The organism is Halomicrobium urmianum (genome assembly GCF_020217425.1).
Lineage (GTDB): Archaea > Halobacteriota > Halobacteria > Halobacteriales > Haloarculaceae > Halomicrobium > Halomicrobium urmianum.
Genome location: NZ_CP084090.1, coordinates 3,152,878 through 3,172,662 on the forward strand (window position 1 = coordinate 3,152,878; position 19,785 = coordinate 3,172,662).

Annotated in this window: 18 protein-coding genes; 12 read left to right on the forward strand and 6 right to left on the reverse strand. The window is 68.2% G+C overall.

All coding sequences use genetic code 11. The features are described 5' to 3' along the window. Complete coding sequence (locus tag LCY71_RS15905; RefSeq protein ID WP_225334122.1) at positions 1-159, forward strand: hypothetical protein; 159 nt, start codon at positions 1-3, stop codon at positions 157-159. A gap of 212 nt (positions 160-371) precedes the next feature. On the opposite strand, the gene LCY71_RS15910 is transcribed toward LCY71_RS15905, so the two are convergent. After that, positions 372-3,413: an oligosaccharyl transferase, archaeosortase A system-associated gene (locus LCY71_RS15910; RefSeq protein ID WP_225334123.1), complete on the reverse strand. Its 3,042-nt coding sequence runs from the start codon at positions 3,411-3,413 to the stop codon at positions 372-374. A 156-nt stretch (positions 3,414-3,569) separates the two neighbouring features. Here LCY71_RS15910 and aglG point away from each other — a divergent pair, with 156 nt between their 5' ends. Together aglG and LCY71_RS15920 are read left to right on the forward strand one after the other, a co-directional pair. Beyond that, positions 3,570-4,502 carry a glucosyl-dolichyl phosphate glucuronosyltransferase gene (aglG, locus tag LCY71_RS15915; RefSeq protein WP_225334124.1) on the forward strand — a complete coding sequence of 311 codons (933 nt, stop codon included), beginning with the start codon at positions 3,570-3,572 and terminating at the stop codon, positions 4,500-4,502. A 3-nt stretch (positions 4,503-4,505) separates the two neighbouring features. Continuing rightward, positions 4,506-5,699, forward strand: a complete 1,194-nt coding sequence (locus LCY71_RS15920; RefSeq protein WP_225334125.1) for a glycosyltransferase — start codon at positions 4,506-4,508, stop codon at positions 5,697-5,699. A gap of 31 nt (positions 5,700-5,730) precedes the next feature. On the opposite strand, the gene LCY71_RS15925 is transcribed toward LCY71_RS15920, so the two are convergent. Both LCY71_RS15925 and LCY71_RS15930 read right to left on the reverse strand, forming a co-directional pair. Beyond that, a complete protein-coding gene (locus LCY71_RS15925) occupies positions 5,731-7,170 on the reverse strand; it encodes an oligosaccharide flippase family protein (protein WP_225334126.1) in 1,440 nt (479 codons plus the stop codon). Beyond that, on the reverse strand, positions 7,167-8,549 hold the full coding sequence (locus LCY71_RS15930) for a sulfatase (protein WP_225334127.1): 1,383 nt from the start codon (positions 8,547-8,549) through the stop codon (positions 7,167-7,169). Before LCY71_RS15930 ends, LCY71_RS15925 begins: the two co-directional genes overlap by 4 nt. A 117-nt stretch (positions 8,550-8,666) precedes the next feature. On the opposite strand from LCY71_RS15930, the gene LCY71_RS15935 reads away from it, so the two are divergent. The 4 genes from LCY71_RS15935 to LCY71_RS15950 are packed head-to-tail and all read left to right on the forward strand — an operon-like array spanning position 8,667 to position 13,020. Next, positions 8,667-9,635: an alkaline phosphatase family protein gene (locus tag LCY71_RS15935; RefSeq protein ID WP_225334128.1), complete on the forward strand. Its 969-nt coding sequence runs from the start codon at positions 8,667-8,669 to the stop codon at positions 9,633-9,635. A 2-nt stretch (positions 9,636-9,637) separates the two neighbouring features. Next, positions 9,638-11,116, forward strand: coding sequence for a sulfatase family protein (locus tag LCY71_RS15940; RefSeq protein ID WP_225334129.1), 1,479 nt, complete (start codon positions 9,638-9,640; stop codon positions 11,114-11,116). Positions 11,117-11,132: 16 nt separating this feature from the next. Beyond that, a complete protein-coding gene (locus LCY71_RS15945; protein ID WP_225334130.1) occupies positions 11,133-11,813 on the forward strand; it encodes a DUF2334 domain-containing protein in 681 nt (226 codons plus the stop codon). Positions 11,814-11,862: 49 nt separating this feature from the next. After that, positions 11,863-13,020: a glycosyltransferase family 4 protein gene (locus LCY71_RS15950; protein ID WP_225334131.1), complete on the forward strand. Its 1,158-nt coding sequence runs from the start codon at positions 11,863-11,865 to the stop codon at positions 13,018-13,020. Between the two features lie 69 nt (positions 13,021-13,089). On the opposite strand, the gene LCY71_RS15955 is transcribed toward LCY71_RS15950, so the two are convergent. Then, complete coding sequence (locus LCY71_RS15955; protein ID WP_225334132.1) at positions 13,090-13,944, reverse strand: TrmB family transcriptional regulator; 855 nt, start codon at positions 13,942-13,944, stop codon at positions 13,090-13,092. A gap of 83 nt (positions 13,945-14,027) precedes the next feature. Between LCY71_RS15955 and LCY71_RS21885 the strand changes: the two genes are divergently transcribed. Both LCY71_RS21885 and aglJ read left to right on the forward strand, forming a co-directional pair. Next, positions 14,028-14,132, forward strand: a complete 105-nt coding sequence (locus tag LCY71_RS21885) for a DUF8595 family protein (RefSeq protein WP_505706962.1) — start codon at positions 14,028-14,030, stop codon at positions 14,130-14,132. A gap of 181 nt (positions 14,133-14,313) precedes the next feature. Further along, a complete protein-coding gene (gene aglJ, locus LCY71_RS15960) occupies positions 14,314-15,378 on the forward strand; it encodes an S-layer glycoprotein N-glycosyltransferase AglJ (RefSeq protein ID WP_225334133.1) in 1,065 nt (354 codons plus the stop codon). A 46-nt stretch (positions 15,379-15,424) separates the two neighbouring features. Here aglJ and LCY71_RS15965 read toward each other — a convergent pair whose 3' ends face one another. Next, entirely contained in the window at positions 15,425-15,751 is a 327-nt protein-coding gene (locus LCY71_RS15965; protein ID WP_225334134.1) for a DUF5789 family protein, read from the reverse strand. A 230-nt stretch (positions 15,752-15,981) separates the two neighbouring features. Here LCY71_RS15965 and LCY71_RS15970 point away from each other — a divergent pair, with 230 nt between their 5' ends. Beyond that, positions 15,982-16,401, forward strand: coding sequence for a DoxX family protein (locus tag LCY71_RS15970; protein ID WP_225334135.1), 420 nt, complete (start codon positions 15,982-15,984; stop codon positions 16,399-16,401). 226 nt (positions 16,402-16,627) lie between these two features. Then, entirely contained in the window at positions 16,628-18,292 is a 1,665-nt protein-coding gene (locus LCY71_RS15975; protein WP_225334136.1) for a rhomboid family intramembrane serine protease, read from the forward strand. A gap of 45 nt (positions 18,293-18,337) precedes the next feature. Here LCY71_RS15975 and LCY71_RS15980 read toward each other — a convergent pair whose 3' ends face one another. Then, the gene (locus LCY71_RS15980; RefSeq protein WP_225334137.1) at positions 18,338-18,967 is read right to left on the reverse strand and encodes an METTL5 family protein; all 630 of its coding nucleotides are present in this window, start codon (positions 18,965-18,967) and stop codon (positions 18,338-18,340) included. Between the two features lie 138 nt (positions 18,968-19,105). Here LCY71_RS15980 and LCY71_RS15985 point away from each other — a divergent pair, with 138 nt between their 5' ends. After that, entirely contained in the window at positions 19,106-19,765 is a 660-nt protein-coding gene (locus LCY71_RS15985) for a protein-L-isoaspartate(D-aspartate) O-methyltransferase (protein ID WP_225334138.1), read from the forward strand. The last annotated feature ends 20 nt before the right edge of the window (positions 19,766-19,785 follow it).

The following is a 19,785-nucleotide window of genomic DNA, read 5'->3' on the forward strand; positions in this document are numbered from 1 at the left end:
ATGCCACGGTGCAAGCTGTGCGGGGCGACCCTTCCCGGCGCACGCTCGCGGACCCGCTGCTCGTGCGGCTGGCGACTCGACGACCGCTGTCACGAGGCCCACGGCGACTGGTGTCCCGACGGCGGACGGGACGCCTGGATCGGCGCCGTCGAGTTCTGACGGCATAGCTGCGACTTTGCGCTGCGTGGCGCTCGGTGACCCGGACCGATCGCGCGCCGGCGACGTTCTTTCACGACCGTCTCGATACCCGCGTGCCGAGGGCGGGCGGGAGAACTAGCGGGCGGTAGACAGCGAGCGGAACGGAGAGAGCGACGGGACGAGACAGCGGAATCGAAGAAGACAGCTGACTGCGCCTGCGCGCCTCGGGACTGCTACCGCCGGGGCGCCGCGGCGACGCCGATGCTGCTGGCCGTCTCCGTCGTCGCGTTTCCGCCGCCGGTCGTCCCGTCGGTCTCGTTCGCGGCGCCGTCGTCGGTCAGGGCCCCGCCGCTCTCGGTCTCGTTACCGACGGTGGCGTTGCCGTCCGTCGCGTTGCCGCCGGACTCCTGCTGCTGGATCGTGCTGCTCTCCATCTCGACGGTGACGGCCGATTCGTTCTCGCCGATGACCTGTCCCTCGGTCACGTCCGCGGTGCCGAACCAGATCTGCGGGGTGGCGTTCTGGCCGGCGGTGCTGGCGCTGAACTGGTAGCTGGAGTTGGCTCGGACGCTCACGTTCGTGTACCCCTCCTCGGGGCCGTACTCGCCGTAGCCCGTGGTCGAGTACGGGAGCGTCATCTCGAAGTTGCCCTGGTCGTCGGTCTGGGTCCGCTGGGTGTACGTGAACGTCTCGTTGGCCGCGGGGTTCTCCATCTCGACGCGGGCCGTGACGGTCGCGTTCTCGGGGCCGGTGCCCTCGACTGTGGCGCCGGGCACGCGCTCGAAGAACTTCACCCACTGCGGATCGGTGTTCGTCAGCGCGTTCTCGGTCCCCTCCGTCAGGCAGGCCTTCTGCCCGTTGCCGAGGCCGACGGAGACGTCGCTCGGACACTGGCTCCCGTTGGCGGCGCCTGTCGTCTGGAGTCCGAGACCGTAGGCCTCGTAGAGCTTGCCGACGTTGTACTCGCGGCTCTCCGTGGCCGACTGCTCGCTCGCGCCGACCATGCGGTAGTGCTCCAAGGCGGGGACGCGTTCGCTGGGGATGCCGCCGATGCCGCCGATCGCGGCCGTGCCGTCCTCCTGGACGTACTGGCGGGCCTCCTGCATGCTGTCGAACGAGCGGACCGTCTGTCCGTTCTCGGGTGCGACGCGTACCGACTGTCCCCGGGCGTTCTCTGAGACGTCCCAGTCGACGACGACCGGCTGGGGCCGGGCGGCGCTCCCGTGGAACTTGTAGAGCCGCACCATCTGCGTCTCGTAGTAGGCCTGCCGGTGCTGGATGAAGAAGCCGTTACCGCCCTGCAGCGGGAAGGAAATCTGCCGCGTGTAGGGCCCCGGCCGCTCCTCGGTCACGTTGTAGAACGCCGGCGGGGCGCCGAACTTCCCGCCGTAGCTGGTTCCGACCATCTGCCAGTCGACGGCGACGTAGCGGGTCTTCGCGTCGTCCTCGTCGATCTGCTCGAGGACGTCGTTGGCCTGCGTCTCGTTGGGCGCCAGCAGGTAGTTGGCCGCCATCGTCGCGCCCTGCTGGAACGGGTTGGCGTTGGGAATCGCCTTACCCTGCGTCGTTATCCAGTGGCCGTAGTCCCACCAAGACATGACGCCGTACTGCCCCGACTCGTAGTCGAAGTCGTCGGTGACGTCGTAGGTCCCGTAGTAGTCCAGTTCGTTGTTCGCGCCGCCGAACTGCCCCTCGGCGGGCGTGCTCTCGTTGAACCAGCCCAGCCCGTCGGACCAGCCCTCGATGTCCTCTCCCGGCCTGTCGTAGCCGGCGATGCTCGTCGCGGGATTGACGGCGGCCATCGGAGCGAACACGACCAGCAGCGTCGCGACCACGGTGATCGCCTGATAGGTCTTGATACCGTCCTCGCGGACGTCAGCGGCGATCCACCGGAAGATACCCGCGACGACGTAGCCCGTCATCACGGCGACCGGAACGGTGAGGTAGTACTCGAACCGGCCCTGCGTGAACGTCGCGGCCGTGATGAAGGCCAGCCAGACGACCAGCAGGAACTCCTGGGCCGAGACGCGGCCGGTCACCTCGCGGACGAGGACGGCGACCGCACCGACCATCGCGACGAAGAACGTGAACCCGTAGAACGGGAACACGGCGCTGAATTCGAGGGGCTGGACCTCGCCGACTGTCAGGGCCGATCCCGACGCGCCGAACCCGACCACGCGCTCGACGTTGTTCGCGATGTAGCCGAAGACGTCCGGGAGGAGCACGGCGACCAGGCCGGCGCCGACGATCAGGATGCCGCCAACGGTGGCGGGGTACAGCAGCCGCCCGGCGTCCCGGCGCTCGAACTCCCGGGCGAGCCAGGCCATGAAGACGCAGCCCGCGGCCACGCCGTAGGACAGCAGCGGATGCAGCAGCGAGAAGTCGGTCGCGGTGATCTGGAGGGTCTGGAAGGCCGGCAGGATCAGCGTCCCGGCGGTGGCCATCGTGATGGCGCCCGCGATGGCGGTGTGCTCCGGACTCTCGCCGCGGAGGAACTCGATCGTGAGCTGGAGCAGGAAGTACACCCCCAGGATACCGAGCAGGAGGACGCCCGGCGGCCACGTCCAGAGGTACAGCACGACGGCGAACCCCGCGAGGAGGCTCCAGCCGACCGTCTCCCGGAGCGGGGTGAACTCCCGGTCGCGGAACTGCTCGTAGACGGGCTTGTCGCGCTGCGCGACGGTTACGGCGACCATCACGCCCAGAATGCCCAGTGCCTGAAACAGCGCCTCGGCGACGTGGTGGTCGGTGAACCCGACCATGCTACGCTGGAGGAACCGGCCAGCCGCCAGCGCGACGACGGCGAGGGTCACCACGCCCCCGGCGCGACCGCCGACGCGCTTGCCGATGACGTACGCGACGACGGCGACTGCGAGGGCGAACACCGGCGGCGTGAACAGCATCACCATCTTGATCGTCTCGGTGGAGGGGGACCCGAGACCGACGACGAGCGCCGCCGTCGCCATGATCTGGTCGTACAGCGTCCCGAACTGACCCGACGAGGTCCCGTTAGGGAAGTACGTCCACGGATCGAACGGCATCGTCGTCGGCCAGTTCTGCACCGTGTAGACGGTCGTGCGGTAGTGGTACCACGGGTCGTTCCCGCTGAACAGGATCTCCCCGTCTACCACGAAGTTGTCCCAGGGACGGACGCGATTCCACAGCATGAACCCGAGCAGGAGAGCACCGAGGACGAGGTGGTAGTACTCGTCCAGCCAGTCGACGGCCCGCTCGAGTTCGGGGTTCTCCTCAAGGCGGCCCCGCCATTGACTCATTATGTCGAACGGATTGGTATCGCGCGCATAAGCCTTGTCATATTTCGAGACGCCGCCGTCGTGGGAACGCGGATCCGGCCGGCGTCCGGTAGTTCCACCGGCGTACTGTCACCCTTAAGGGAAACGCCTTAGGAGGCGACCGCCCCATTCGACCGTATGCGCGTCTCGGTCGTCCTGTGCACGCACACGATGGACCGGTACGAAGACTTCCGCGAGGCGGCCGAGAGCGTCCTCGACCAGACCCACGACGACGTCGAACTAGTGCTCGTCTCCGACGGCAACGACCGGGTCTGCGAGGCCATCGAGGACGATTACGGCGATCGCGACGACGTCGTCGTCCACTGCAACGAGGCGAACGTCGGACTCCTGGAGAGTCGCAACAACGGCGCCGAGGCGGCCACCGGCGACGTCGTGGCGTTTATCGACGACGACGCGATCGCCGACGAGCGGTGGGTGGAGGAACTCGTCGAAGCCTACGGGTCCCGCGACTACCCCGCCGTCGGCGGCCGGATGACCCCCGCCTGGGTCGCCGGGAAGCCGAGCTTCCTCCCCGAGGAGTTCTACTGGCTCGTCGGGGTCACCCACCGCGGGTTCGGTCCCCGCGGCGCCGACCGGCCCGGCGAGGTCCGCAACACCTTCGGCTCGAACATCTCCTTCGACCGCGAGACGTTCCTCGAGCTCGGCGGCTTCGAGGGCGACATCGGCGGCCGCACGGGCGACAAGAACCTTCAGGGCGGCGAGACGGAGCTGTGCGCTCGCCTCCGAGAAGAACGGGGCCGCGGCGTCTACTACACTCCGGACGCCACTGTCGCGCACAAGGTCTTCGACTACCGGACCGATCCCGGCTGGCTGCTGGACCGCGCCTTCTGGCAGGGCTACTCCAAGCGCGGCATGGAGGTGTTCGTCCCCGAGTCCACCGGCGAGGAGTCGGCCTTCCTCGGCGACCTGCTGACTGAGTTCCTCCCACAGCGGGCTCTCGGACTGCTCCGGGGCCCCTCCGTCGCGAAGGCCCTGCAACTGGTGATGCTCGTCGTCTTCACCGGCACCGTCGGACTCGGATACCTCTACGGCATCTACGAGTGGGGGTGACCGATGAGCAGAGACAGCCCCGACGCCGCCGGTACTGTCGACAGTGCCGTGCCGCCAGAAGCGGACCTCCCCAACGTCTGCGTGGTCACCCACCCGCTGGCCGCCGCCGGCGAGAACGCGACCCGAAGCCTGCTGGACGTGCTGGCGGCGATTACGGGGGTCGTCCTGGTGACCGCGGACCTCCCCGCCGACTCAGAGATCAGGGAGAAGCGAGAGCTGGTCGAGCTCACTCACAAGGGTGCTGGCGACTCGGTGCCCGTCGCCGCCGCCCGCTTCCTGCTGAACCAGGTCCGGATGTGTCGCGTCGTCGCCGACCGACCCGAGCGAGTCGTCCTCTTCTACGGTGCCACGTCGTACCTCCTGCCGATCCTCTTCGCCCGGGCGATCGGCAAGCGGGTGCTCGTCGAGCCGCGCGGCGACGTGCCGCTGACGCTCCGATTGAACTGGGAGCAGCGGATGCCCGACGACCTCGCCCGCGCGCTGGCCGGCCTCGTGCGAGCGCTCGAGCGCGCCGGGTTCGCGGCCGCGCACGGGGTGGTGACGTACACGCCCTCGATGGCCGAGCAACTGGACCTCGACCCGGCGGCGTCGGACGTGTACCCCTCCGGCGCCCGCTACGTCCGCACCGACGAGTTCGACGTCGACACGCCCTACGAGGAGCGCGACGTCGTCGTCGGTTTCCTCGGCCGCCTTGACGAGGAGAAGGGGATCCGCGAGCTGGCGCGGGTCGCGCAGAACCTGCCAGCGGACGTCACGTTCCGATTCGTCGGTGACGGCGACCTGCGCGAGTGGCTAGAGGCGGAGCTCGCCGAGGAGATAGCGGCCGGCCGCGTGGAGATGGCCGGCTGGGTCGACCACGACGACGTGCCCGGGGAACTCGGCCGGATGCGGCTGCTCGTCCTCCCGTCGCAGCCGACGGAGGGCCTCCCGACGACGATTCTGGAGTCGCTCGCCTGCGGGACGCCCGTCTACGCGACGCCCGTCTCCGGCGTGCCCGACGTCGTCCGCGACGGCGAGACGGGCTTTCACATCCGCTCGCGGGACCCCGAGGCGCTCCGGACGGGGATCGAGTCGATCCTCGACCGGGACGACCTCGCCGAATTCAGCGAGCGGGGCCGCGAACTGATCGAGGACGAGTACAGCTTCGAGGCGGCCTGCCGGCGGTACCGGGAGATTCTCGCCCGGGTTGCCGCCTGACCCGGGGCGTCTGTCGACGCCTCACCACCCGTCACTTCCCGAGCGCGTCCGGCGCGACGTCGGCCGGCACGAACGCGACGGCCTTCTCGCGGACCCGGGTGGAGACCACCAGCAGCGCGACGCCGTAGACGGCCGCGCCGACCCCGACGAGGAGGACCGTCACGTAGTGGCTCCGCGGGAGGACCGCCTGGAGCGAGGCGACGGTGAGCGCCATGAGCGTCCCCGCCCCGACCTGTTTGCCCAGCTCCACCCAGGGGACGTCCGGCGGGCCGATGATGCCCCGCAGCGACCGGTACCCGAGAATCAGGACGAGCGATCCGGACAGCGCCGTCGCGGCGGCGGCCCCGCGCCAGCCGAACGCGTAGACGAAGGCGACGTTGAACACGAGGTTCGCCGTCACGAAGACGCTGTTGACGCGGAAGGCGACGTCGGGGCGGTCGACGGCGTTCGCGACGTTGAGCAACTGGTTGCCGTAGGCCGCGAGCATCCGGGCGAAGACGAGAACGACGAGTATCGTCGCGCCCTGCGTGAACTCGGTCCCGTAGATCTGCAACACGCCCCTGCCGACGACGGCCGCCCCGAACAGGCCGGGGATCAGGAACAGCCCCGTGAACACCATCCCCTCGTTCAGGAGGTGATGGACGCGATCGTACCCCTCGTCGGCCGCCAGTTCGCTCAGCTCCGGGAAGAGCGTACTCCGGACGGACGTGGCCAGCAGCGCGAAGATCGACGCGACGTTCCAGGCGATTTCGTAGACGCCGATCAGGCCGGGGCCGACCGCGAACGCGGCGAGGACGATGGTGTCCATCCAGCCGAACGCGCGGGTCTTCAGCTTGCCGAGCCACGAGAAGCGGGCGTAGTCGATCAGGCTCCGCGCCGCAGCCACCGACGGCCGGCCCACGTCGAGGTCCGACAGGTATACGCCGATCGCGGTGGCGATGACCAGCGAGACGACGTGGCCGGCGACCAGCGCCGACACCCGGTAGCCGAGGAGGACGAGGCCGACGTGCAGTGTGGAGCGGACGACGCGCTCGGCCGTCTTCATCCCCCCGGACGCCGCGACCTTCTTCTCGCCCTGCAGGGCTCCGATGACGGTGATCAGTCCGACGTTGGCCGCGACCAGCAGCCCCAGCAGCGGTCCGACCGGGGCCGTCACGTAGCGCTGGAGGAGCGGACTCGCGGCGGCGATACCCAGTCCCAGGACGACGGCGAGGCCCCCCTCGAGCAGCAGCCCAGTCGCGAGGAACGTCGAGCGGTCGTCCCCCTCGCTCAGCCGCTTGGTCAGCGCGGTACTGATCGCCTTCGCGGGGACGTTCATCCAGAACATGATGGCGACGGCGACGGAGTAGAGGCCGAACACGTCGGCGCCGCCGATGCGCGCGATGACGAACGAGGCGACGAACCCGGCGAGGGTGACTCCGACCTGCGAGGCGAAGTGGAGGATCGTCTCGCGGCCGATGCGGAGCGTCATTCGAGGTATCCGAGATCCCGCAGCTGTCGCTGGACGGCCCCGGAGAACTCGCCGCTCTCGCCGGCCTCGACGGGCTGGCCGTACCGGTCGAGCCACGCGTCGAGCGCCTCCGAGAGGTCCGCCGCGACGTCCGGGTGCTCATCCGACACGTCCGTCTCCTCGTCCGGGAGGGCGAACAGGTCGGACCCGTCGTCGCTCTCCTGATAGCGGTACTCGTCGGTCCGGAGGGACGTCAGGGCCGGCAGGTGGAAGGGCGAGGCGTCGAAGTCCTCGTTGTACTCGTAGAACACCTCGAAGTCGACCGGGCCGCGCTGGGAGACGGCATACTCCCGGGTCTCGGACCGGAGGTCGACGCCCAGCATCCCGTCAGTGTCGGCGTCAGCCGTCTCCAGTAGCGTCCGCATCACGTCCGCGTGCTGGACAATATCGTCCTCAGATGCGGCCAGTTCCTCCTCGAGCCCGGAGATCACCACGGGGACGCGCGTGACTGCGTCCGAGAGGACGTATCGGTGCGAGAGGAGCCCGTGCTCGCCGAACAGTTCACCGTGGTCCGCCGTCACGACGACGACCGTGTCGTCGAGCGGGAGCGACCGGACGTGGTCGACGAGCCGGCCGACCATCTCGTCGGTGTAGGCGATCTCTGCGTCGTACATCGCCCGGAGCGCGTCCCACTCGTCGTCGCTCAGGTCACAGCCGTGGGCGACGATCTCCTCCATATTGTAGTGGACGTCCAGCGCGAACTCGGCCGCCTCGCGGGGAGACATGTCGAGGTCGTCAGCGTAGCGGTCGATGTACGACAGCGGCGGGTAGTAGGGACGGTGGGGCTCGTTGTAGTGGAGGTAGAAGAAGAAGGGCTGCTCGCCGCCGAAATCGTCGAGCCAGCGCTTGGCCGTCTCGTTCATGAGGTACGGCGAGGCGTGCTTCGCCGTGTCACGCGTCAGTCCGGCCGAGTGTTTCCGGATGTTGAGAGCGTATTTGAAGAGCGTAGAGAGCGGGAGGTCCGTGATCGTTTCCGAGGCGAGCCACTGGAACCGATCGAACCCGCGGTCGAGGTTCGTTGCGGAACTGACGAAGGAGTTCCGCGAGAGACACGCCGTGTGATAGCCGGCCTCGGAGAACCGATCGGCGACCGTCGTGACGCCGTCCGGGAGGACGTCGCCAGTGATCCCGAGCGTCGTCCGCGACGGGGCGAAGCCGGTCAGAATCGCGCCGCTGGACGGCTGGGTCGACTTGCTGTGGCTGATGCAAGTCGGGAACGCGTGCCCGTCCGCACCGAGATCGGCGATCGCGGGCGTCGTGTCGCGCTCGTAGCCGTCCATCGTCGTGTGATCCGACCGGACGCTATCGAGGGTGATCCAGACGACGTTGGGCGCGTCCATGGAGGTTATGTCGGAATTCTCACGTGCGGTCTTTTGTATTCCGGTTTTTTCTTCCGGCCGTATATTGACCGCCGCTCCGAAAGAGATTAACCTGCCACTACTGATATCGACCATAGCATGGTCCTCGTCGTGCTGGGCATCGACGCGCTCGACCCCGACCTCGTCGACCCCTCGGCACACCCGAACCTCACGCTCGCGTCGCATCGCGCCATCGACACCATCGATAGCCACGCCGGTGAACCCAGCACCCACGAGCTCTGGCCGACCATTATCACCGGGCTCCCGCCGGCCGAACACGGGCTCGAACTCGACGACGGCGTCGCCTGGGAGAACCCGCTGCTCCGCCACGGAAGCACCCTCGCCGACGCCCTGCTGCCGGACGTCCTCCAGACCCGTATCGGCGCGTGGCTCCTGACGAACACGGGCGCGGACGCCTTCCGGACGCCGGCGACCTACTACGATGAGCAGGGAATCGAAACGGTGTTCGACGGGCGGAACGCGAAACCCATCGGCATCCCGAACTACGTCGTCGACCCCGACGCCGAGGACCGGGAGCACGCGCTCAGGCGGAGCCTGGGCGACCTCTTCGAGCGCGACCCGGAGGCGACGGGCGGCCACCGCACCTCCGACCCCTACGAGTTCTACGAGCAGTGCATGGAGATGGCGATGATACGGATCGCCCGCGCCCGGCGCGCGCTGCGCGGTGCCGACCACGAACTCGTGTTCGCCTACACGAGCGGCCTCGACCTGATCGGACACGTCACGTACGACCTCCCGGACCTCCAGATGGAGGCCTACGCCGAGGTCGACGAGTTCGTCGGCGAACTCCGGGACGATCTCCGGGAGGGCGACGAGTTACTGCTCGTCAGCGACCACGGGCTCCAGAACGGCGTCCACACCCACGAGGCGATGGTGGCCGGGACCGATCCCGCCAGAGTCGCGGAGATCGAGAGCGTTCTGGACGTCCGAGACTCGGTCGAATCGGGACTGGTCGGGCGGGAGCACACCCGCGACAGTCCTCAGTACGAACTCGAAGCCGGCGGGGACGACGTGAAACAGCAACTCGAAGACCTTGGATACATGTGACCATGACTGCACCGAACATTCTCTTTCTCGTACTTGACGCGGTCCGCGTGGATCACGCCTCGACCTACGGGTACGAGCGCGAGACGACGCCGACGATGTCCGAACTGGCGGACGACGGCGTCCGATACGACCACGCCTTCGCGCCGTCCATCTGGACACCGACCGTTCACGGCGCTGTCTTCACCGGCAGGTACCCGTCCCACACCGGCATCTACGGCAACTCGCTCGGAATCCCGGACGACGACGAGACACTACCGGAGACGCTCCAGCGTCAGGGGTACCGGACCTTCGCGGCGAGCGCAGGTGCGCACATCCGCGCCGGGCGCGGATACGATCGGGGCATCGACGAGTTCGTCGAGACGCGACGGATCTCCCCGGACGTCGACTTCTTTCGCAAAGTCCTCACTGATCGGTCGTTTGCGAGGCAGGTCCTCTTCTCGCTCACGCGTGGCCCGGACGACAAAACCCAGTACAAGTACGACCGCCTCGAGCGCTTCGTCGATCGATCGATCGACGACGGTGAGCCGTTCTTCGGGTTCATAAACGCCAAGACCGCCCACAACCCGTTCAATCCGCCGCGGCCCTACAAGGAGATGTTCTGTGACGGGTTCGACCGACCGAGGTGGGAGTTCCTGGAGCGACTCCGGGGACAACTCGGCGGCGAGACCCAGCGCCTCAGGGATCACGACACGGAGAAGCTTCGACAGATCAGCAGCAGCGGCGGCGATGGCGTCATGGTCGACGCTGTCGAGATGACTGAGGAGGAGTGGGACGTCATCCGCGCCTGGTACGACGGCGCCATCAGATACCTCGACGACGTCGTCGGTCGGCTGGTGGCCCACCTCAAGGAGCGGGGCGTCTACGAGGACACGCTGATCGTGATGACGGCCGATCACGGCGACAACTTCGGCGACCACGGTCTGGCGAGACACGCGTTCTGTCTGTACGACACGTTACTCCACGTACCGCTGGTCATCAAGCCACCGGCGACCGGTGACGCTGCCTCCGTCGCCGGCCGGACCATCGACGAGCAGGTGTCTCTCGTCGACCTCCACCCGACATTCCTCGACGCGGCGGGTGCATCGATGCCGGAGTACGACTTCGCGGAGAGCCTCCTGAACTTCGAGCAGCGCCGCTACCACGACTTCACGTTCGCCGAGTACGCCGGATTCGAGGGATCGATCCAGCGGCTCCAGCGCAAGTATCCCGACTTCGACCCCACGCAGTTCGCTCGGACCATCCAGTCAGTCCGCGACGATAAGCACAAACTAATCGTCGACAACGACGGGAACAGGGAGCTATACGCGTGGCGAGCGGACCCCGGGGAGACCGAGGACCTCGCCGACCAGCGTCCCGAAGTCGTCGACGCTCTCGAAGCCGAACTGGAGGGCAGCCTGAACCCGCTCGATTCACCAGGGGATTTCGCCACGCCGGACGACCCGGAGCTCGAAGAGCAATTGCGCGACCTCGGGTACATCTGACGGTGGAAGACTGACGATGGGTGTCGGAATTACGCGCGCTTCGCTCGTCTGTCTCCGGTTCGACGACTATCACCAGTCTGTCGATCACGATACCTGGGTCGACGTCCTCTCGCGATACAACGAGCGCGGACTGCGCGGTGTGATCGGTATCGTGCCGAAGTACGAGGGCGAGCGGCTGAATGCCGATGTCGTCGAGTTCCTCCACGAACTCGAAGCGGACGGCTGGGAACTCGCACAACACGGCTATACACACGAGGACGTCGGCGAGGGGAGAGGCGGACCACTGTACCTCGAACGGAGCGAGTTCGCCGGACTTGACCGCGCGGAGCAGGAGCGACGAATCGAAAGTGGACGCGACATCCTGGAGACGCACGGCATCGAACCGGATACGTTCATCCCGCCGTGGCACGAGTACGACAGGACGACGCTTCGCGTCCTCTCCGACCACGGTTTCGAGTGCCTGAACGAGGGGCGCTGGCCGGTACCGCGAAACGTCGAGGGCGTGACGCTCGTTCCGACCCACATCCCCGCGGTAACGCCGGACATGCTCGCGGTGGGCGTCGTAACGCTCGTGTCACATCCGCATCTCGACGACGCGCCGATGGCGGATGCGGAACTGGTGTCCGGACGCGAAGACCGATTGCGCACGCCTATCGAGGTGGCCAGGTGGTGGCAAGAACTCGGCCGAGAAAGATAACGGGGCGATAGGGTGGTATTAAATGTTCGTTAGCCACAGTCGAGGACAGATGCGAATTGCGTACGTGACCCCGTACTACAACGGATCCTGCGACGGTCGATACGGCCGTTTCCTGGACTGGGTCCACACCGCGCGCGACGTTGACAATCCACCGTTCGAGTTCGACGTGTATGCGTTCACCGCCAGTAACCCGGACGGCACGCTCGCGTCGACGGCGCACGGCTACCTTGGCGACGCGGAGTCGCTCTGGGGGACGAAGAAGAACAAGCCGGAGTTCCTCCTCAACGCGCCCCGGATCGGGCGTGCCCTCCGTGAGAATGAATACGACCTCGTCCACGTCGTTCCGATGGACACCATCGTTTATCCCACCGTCCTCGCGGCCGCCCCAGACGTCCCCGTCGTCGTTGGCCCGAACATCGGCGGTTGGTCACCGGTACGGGATGTCCCCCACTGGGATGAAGGGACCGCCGACTACGTCGAGAATCGTCTCCGGTTCGGGCTGAAGAACGCGCTTGCTCGTCTGGGCGAGTTCGATCACGCCGTTGCGTTTAGTGAGCATCACCGGGACATGCTAGAATCGTTCTCCATCGAACGCCCAGACACGACTGTCCTCGAAGCGGGCGTCGACCTGCGTTTCACGCCCGGTGAGGACGATACTATCGGCGAGCCACCGGAGCTGCTCTACGTCGGAGACTTCTCCCATCACAAGGGCTATTACCAGTTTCTCGACGCGATTTCACGACTTGACGTTCCGGTGACGGCGAGGCTCCTTGGCGCCGGGGACCCGGATCGACGGCGTATCTCGGAGCTAGGACTGGAAGAGACCGTTACGGTAGAGGGGTTCGTCCCGAGGAGTGAGCTCCCGGAGTACTACCGTCGGGGGGACCTCCTCGTCGTTCCGACGATCGACGAAACCGCCGGGACGAACGCGCAGATCGAAGCGCTGGCCTGTGGAACGCCGGTCGTCCTGACCGACAAGCCGGGCGTCAACGAATTCGCGCCGGCAGGTGCGTCAGTCGCGTATTCCCCCCGTGGGGTACCACGACTGGTTGAGGCACTCGAAACGGCGCTGGTCGATCTCGAATCGATGACCGAAATCGCACGCCGAGAGGCGCCGAACTACCGAGCAACGGGGACCCTCGAACAGCTCTTCGATCTCTATCAGACGTTACTGGCGGAGAGCGACGACGGCCGAGCGCAGCGGTGACCCTCGTTTCCGACATCCAAACCACTAGACGGCGGTCGGCGACACGGTGGTGACGCACAGGGATTTGCGCTACTCGCCGTCATGTCTCTGAGGCTGACTCTCGTACTCCCACACCAGCTCGAAGTACCGCTTGAGCCCGGCCACGAAAGACGCGTTCTCCGTGATAGCGGCCTGGCGCATGTGATTGGGAACGTCGTCCTCCTGGACGAGCAAAATAGCCCGGCCGCTGTCGTAGTCCATACTGGGATCCGCAATCGTCCCGCGCCAGGGTAGCCGCTCCGTACTGTATCGAACCTCGACGTCGGGGAACGTCTCGGTGATCTCGTCGACGATCTCGCGCTGGGTCGCCCTGTTCTCGGGGGAGAGGTGGTCGGGGTGGAGTAGCAGGATCGAGACGTCGACGCCACGGTCGCGCGCCGTCTCGAACGCCGGCCGCACGGCGCCGAAGTACTCGAAGCTCTTGGAGATGACGACCACCTCCTCGTCGGCGCGCTCGTAGACGCGGCGGGTCTCTCGCTCGCTGGGTTCGCCGACGTCGACGACGTGGAACAGCTCGGCGGTGGGCGAGATGTCCTCGCTGGCGCGGCGGTACTGGGGCTCGTACTCGTCGAGGAACGGCTCGCGGAGCTCCTCGATCCGGGTCTCGAACTGCTCGTACTCCTGGCGGCGGTTCTCGACGGCGCGGTCCAGCAGCTCCTCGGGCGGCTTGGGCTGGTACTGCTTCGGACGACCTGGGATGACCTTCACGAAGCCCCGGTCGGACAGCGCGTCGAGCACGCCGTAGATGCGGGCCTTGGGGACGCCCGTGGCCTCGGCGAGGTTCGGGGCCGTCGTCCGACCGAGCCGCAGCAGTTCCGTCAGCGCCGTCTCTTCGTACTCTGTCAGCCCGAGGAGGTCGAACACGTCGTCGGCGCCGTCGGCCATGTCCGTCCCAACGGGTCGGCGCCTACTAAAGCGGGCCGGAACCTATTTGTCGCTGGCATTAGTTACTCACATACTGAGTAACTATGCCTGACGACAGCACCGACCGGGCCCACGTGGAGGACGTCGAAGACGGCTGTGGCTGCGCCGAGGTGTGGGAGCACCTGAGCGAGGAGCGAAGCGACGACTGACGGGCGGTCGGCTCCGAGAATAGCGACTCGCGGCTCGCGAGTTACCTCCCTGCGGTCGGCCTCGCGGTTCGCGTGTCGTTCGCTTCGCTCACTCCCGCTCGTTCGTCCGGCGACGCTTCACTTCGTTCGGCGTCGCCTGCACCCAGCAGACTTTTGCGCGCAGAGCGTGCATATCGGGGCGATGGCCGACCGCGACGACGTCTGCGTGCTCGTGCCGACCTATCAGGAGGCCGAGACCATCGGCGAGGTTGTCTCGGGCTTCCGCGAGCGCGGATTCGACAACGTGCTGGTGATTGACGGCGGATCGACCGACGGGACCCGCCGGGTCGCCGAGGACGCGGGCGCGCGAGTCGTCACGCAATCGGGCTCGGGCAAGGGGCAGGCGGTCCGCGAGGCGATCGACCGGCACGTACGCCAGCCGTACGTCCTGATGCTCGACGGCGACGCGACCTACCGGCCCGACGACGCCGACCGGATGCTCGAACCGCTGTTCGAGGGGGAGGCCGAACACGTCATCGGCAACCGCTTCGCGGACATGCGGCCGGGGGCCATGACGCGGCTCAACCAGGTGGGCAACCGGATCATCAACGCCGCCTTCTCGGTGATCCACGGCCGGGACCTCGTCGACATCCTCTCTGGCTACCGTGCGTTCACGCTGGAGTCGGCCCGCAGGCTCCCCCTGTCGGCCGACGGGTTCGGCATCGAGACCGAACTGGCCGTCGAGTGCGTGAAGAACGGCGTCACGACGTCGGTGGTGCCGATCACCTACGAGCCGCGGCCCGACGAGTCGGAGACGAACCTGCGGCCGTTCCGCGACGGCGCCCGAATCGTCTTCACCATTTACCGGATGGCGAAGACGAACAACCCGCTGTTCTACTTCGGGAGCGTCGGCATGCTGAGTACGGTCGGCGGCCTCCTCGTAGCGCTGTACGTCGCCTACGATTGGTTCGTCGCGAGCACGTCCCACGAGGTCCTCGCAGTGGTCGCTGCCTCGGGGATCCTCTTCGGCGTCCAGTTGCTGATGTTCGGCGTCCTCTCCGACATGATCGTGACGGTCAACCGGGAGCAGACCCGCCGGATCGAGCGGATCGCGCGCCAGCTCGGCGAGGACGACTCGCCGTCGGTCGATCCGGCCGCGCAGCCCGGCGATACCGCAGATCCGGCCGGGGAAGCGGCCGTCGACGGCGGGAGCGACGGGGCTCCCGAAGCGGCCGGCGACGGCGAGACGTCGGCCGGGGACGACTGAGCGCCGCGGCCGGTGGTCGGCGGGCCGCCGCGTTTCAATTTCGGCTTTAGAAGGGAACGAGGGCCTTGAGTTGCGAGAGCAGGCTGTTGCCGGTCGCTTCGCGCCTGGACTCGAAGACCGGATGGAGCGCGTTCAGCAGTTCCTGCTCGTGGTCGAACTCCCTGGCGTCGACCTCTTCGAGGGCCTCCTCCAGCGTGATGGTGTGCCCGGTCGCGTCGAAGGGGATCTCGAGGTGTCCGAGCCGGTTGGCCAGCGACCGGGCCTCGATCGGGTACTCGACGTCGGCCTCGCTCAGGCGGGCGTCGAGCGCGGCGATACCGAACTCGATGACGTCTGGCTCGTCGTCGTCGTTTGCCGGTGGCCGGACTCCCATTGGGGTCAACCACGGCCCCCATGAGCGAAAAACCCTGCGTTCTGCCCCGTCGGGACGATGGAGCCGTCACCGCCCGCACTCGCGTCCCCCGATGACGCGCCCGTCACCCGGTGACAAAAGTGTTATAAAGATGATAAGTACGCGGAGCCCATAAGGACTCCTGCTATGAGACGAACCGAACTCATCGGAGCGAGTCGACGGCCGAACGACGAGCGGGAGGTGGTCCGCTGATGGCCTTCCTCTCCGGACCGGCGGCGGTGCTGTTCCTCGTGAGCCGGGTCCTCTTCGGCGCCGTCATGGCGTTCATGGGCCTGAACCATGTCCTGAACGTCGACCAGATGACGCCCTACGCGGAGATGAAAGGCGTTCCCGCCCCGCGGTTCTCGGTGCTGTTCAGCGGCGGGATGCTGCTGGCCGGCGGACTCGGCATCGCGGCCGGCGCCTTCCCCGTTCTGGCCGCCGGTGCCGTCGCCGGCTTCCTGCTCGTGGCGACGCCCACGATGCACGACTTCTGGGCGGCCCCCGAGGAGGACCAGCAGGACGAGATGAGCAGCTTCCTGAAGAATCTCGTCGTGCTCGGCGCGTCCGTCGCCTTCCTCGCGGTCGGCGGGCTGGCGTGGCCCTTCGCCGTCGGCGTCGGCCTGTTCTGACGCAGCGTTTCGGTATTTACTACCACTTAATACCATCTTGAGGTATTAAATACCACACCACCCGTCCGCTTCCCGCCTCAGCGAGCGTCGGCGCTGTTCACTCCGACGGTCTCGACCGATCGAAAGACGCGGACGACGAGTGGGACTGATCGTCCGGTCGTCAGCGGCGCGCGAGCGAGTGCGAACGGTGCGTCACGACTAAGCCGCCCGCGTCCAACGGCCGCACATGGTCGTCGAGTGGGTGCCGTCGTGGGTTCCGCTGCGCGCGTTGACCGTGGTCGCCGCCGTGGGGCTCTCCGCCGCCGCGGCCCTCCGGCTTGGCCGACTGGGCCGAAACGCAACCGATCGGCTCCGCACCCGCTTCCTCTTCGGCGTCCCCTGGGGGACGGTCGTCACGATGGCGCTGGTCGTCGCCGTGTACCTCTTCGCCCAGGGCGGGCTCGCCCGCCCGCGGAACCCGGTGGTCGTCGCCTTCCGGTCGTGGTCGTACTTCTACCCGCTCGGGATGCTCGCGGCGGCGTTCACTCACGGGAGCCTGCCGCACCTGACGGGCAACGTCGTCGGCACGGTGGTCTTCGGGACCGTCGTGGAGTCCGCCGTGGGACACTACCCGCGCGAGCGGGGCGTGTCGACGTTCTCCTCCTGGCGGCGCAACCCCTACGCCCGGGCGCTCGCCCTCCCCGTCGCCTGCGTCGCGGTCGGAATCCTCTCCTCGCTGTTCGCGCTGGGCCCCGTGATCGGCTTCTCCGGCGTCGTGTTCGCGCTGGCGGGCTTCGCGCTCGTCGTCCGGCCGGTCACGGCCGCGCTGGCCATCCTGGCCAACCGCGTCGTCGGCCTCGTCGTCACGGCGCTGCGGAACCCCGAAGTGACCGCGGTCGCCCGCCCGCGCGTGATCACCCCCTGGTGGGCCGACGTCGCCATCCAGGGCCACGCCGTCGGCGTCCTGACCGGCGTCCTGCTGGCCGTCGCGTTCGTCCACTACCGGGAGGAGTGGCCCGACCCCGCTCGCCTCTGGTTCGGCCTGCTCGCGTTCGCGACGCTGCAGGGGCTGTGGGCGATCTACCTCCCGCAGAGCAGCAGCCGCTACGTCATGTTCCGGTGGGCGGGCACGGCGCTCGTGTTCGTCCTCGCGGCCGTCGCTGCACTGGCCGCGGCGCGGGAGCGGTTCCCCGGCGACGGCGAGCACTCGTCGCTCGATGCAGCCGCAACCAGGCTGGCGCGCCTCGGCGCGCTGGCCGTCATCACCGCACTGGTCCTCGGGCTCTCCGCGGCGGCCGTCCCGTACAACGTGGCCGACGTCGGGACCGAATCCGCGCCCGGCCAGTCCGTCGAGGTCAGAGACTACTCCGTCGGCTACGCGGAGGACGTCCCCCACGAGTACGTCAACGCCGTCTCGATCCCCTACTTCGACGACCCCGCGTCCGTCAACGCCAGCGGGGTGATCGTCACCAGCGACGAGCGGAACATCTGGTACCCGCTGGTCCTGAAACAGGAGCTCGCAAATCGCGGCCGGGCGCGGGTCCTGCTCGGCGGCGTCGGCTGGCGCCGGCCCGTCTTCGCCGACCGGACCGGCTGGCGCCCCGCCGGCAACGGCACCGTCTACAGGATCCATCTGCGGCCGGCCGGCGGCGAGCGGACGCTCGCCTACGAGTCCCCGCCTCGGCGGGCGGATCCGGTGATCGACGGGCGCAACGTGACCGTCCGGCCGACCGACGGCGGGTTCGCACTCACCGTCACCCGCGCTGGCCAGCGCCTGGGGAGCCTCCCCGTCCCCGAGGACGGCGCGCGCGTCACCGAGGCCGGCCTCACGTTCGCGCGCAACGGGACCGACGTGACCGCCAGCCGCGGCGGGACGCGGGTCACCGTCGCGACGCGGGAGACGTACAACTAGGTGCGGTCGGAGCACCGGTGCCGCGACCCGGAGCGGCGGCCGACCTCAGCGGCCCCACTCGATCCGGAACACCTCGGCCGAGATGGTCCGGGACTCGTCGCTGTGGTGGTCGAACTGGCGCGGCAGCTCGAACTCCGCCGCGTAGGAGTCGGTGACCTCCCCGCCCTCGTCGCCGGCGAACGACTCCACGAACTCGCGGCTGCCGGCGTTGTGGATCGAGTAGGAGACGCCCGCGAGGTCGGCCGTCGTCGCCAGGAACGCCCGGTCGGCGTGCTCGTTGCCGGACTGCGCGCCGAACGGCGGGTTCATGACGACGGTCGTCTCGGCGGGATCCGTCGAGAGCGGCGCCTGCTCGGCGTCGCCCCGGACCCAGGAGACGGACGTCGACGAGGCGACCTTGCGCTCGTTGTCCCGCGCCGTCCGCAGCGGGTCCGGGTCGAGGTCGAGGCCGACCACGCGCTCGGGCCCGCGCAGCGCCGCCCCCAGCGCGAGCATGCCCGTCCCGCAGCCCAGGTCGACCACCGTCCGGCCCTCCAGGTCGCCGCGCAGGTCCGCCAGGTGGATCAGGTGGGCCGCCAGCTCCGGCGGCGTCCGGTACTGTTCCAGCGGCGCCTTCGGGTCGTCGAACCCCGCGACGACGCCGAGCTGCTGGGCGAGGGCGCGCTTCGTTGCCATCGGCGTACATTCTTTCCGCGCATCCAAAAGCGTTGGCGTATTTCCGGCAGTAATCCGTCGGCGGCGACGCGGGCGACGCGATCGGCGGGCGGCCGAGGCACACAGAAGGCTGAACGGGCGTCGCCTCGTAGTCCGCACATGGACGACGCGGAGGCCGAACGAGCGTGCGAGGACCTCGTCGCCCACCTCCGGACGGCCGGCGAGATAACGTCCGACCGGGTCGCAGAGGCCGTCGGAGCCGTGCCGCGCCACGAGTTCGTCGACGACTCGGACCGCGAGCGAGCCTACGAGGACCGGCCGTTCGACGTCGGGCACGACCAGGTCGTCACGGCACCCCGCCTCGTCGCGCGGACCTCGGAGTTACTCGAAGTAGCGCCCGGTGACGACGTCCTCGAAGTCGGCACGGGCAGCGGGTACCACGCGGCCGTCCTCGCCGAACTCGCCGGCCCCGAAGACGTCGTCACGGTCGAGCGACGCCCGGACCTCGCCGAGCGCGCCCGCCGGGTGCTGGACCGGACGGGCTACGGCGGCGTCTCTGTGATCGTCGGCGACGGGTCGCGCGGTCTCCCCGGGGTCGCCCCGTTCGACCGGATCAGCGTGGCCGCGGCCGCGCCGGACGTTCCGTCACCGCTGCGCGACCAGCTCCGCGACCCGGGCCGGCTGGTGCTCCCGCTCGGACCGCGCGAGGGGCCGCACGAACTCGCGCTGTTCGAGAAGCGGAACGGCGCGTTCGACCGGAGCCGGCACGGGAAGGCGCAGTACGTGCCGCTGATCGGCGCGCACGGGTTCGACGAGTAGGAGGGAGCGTGATCGCCGGG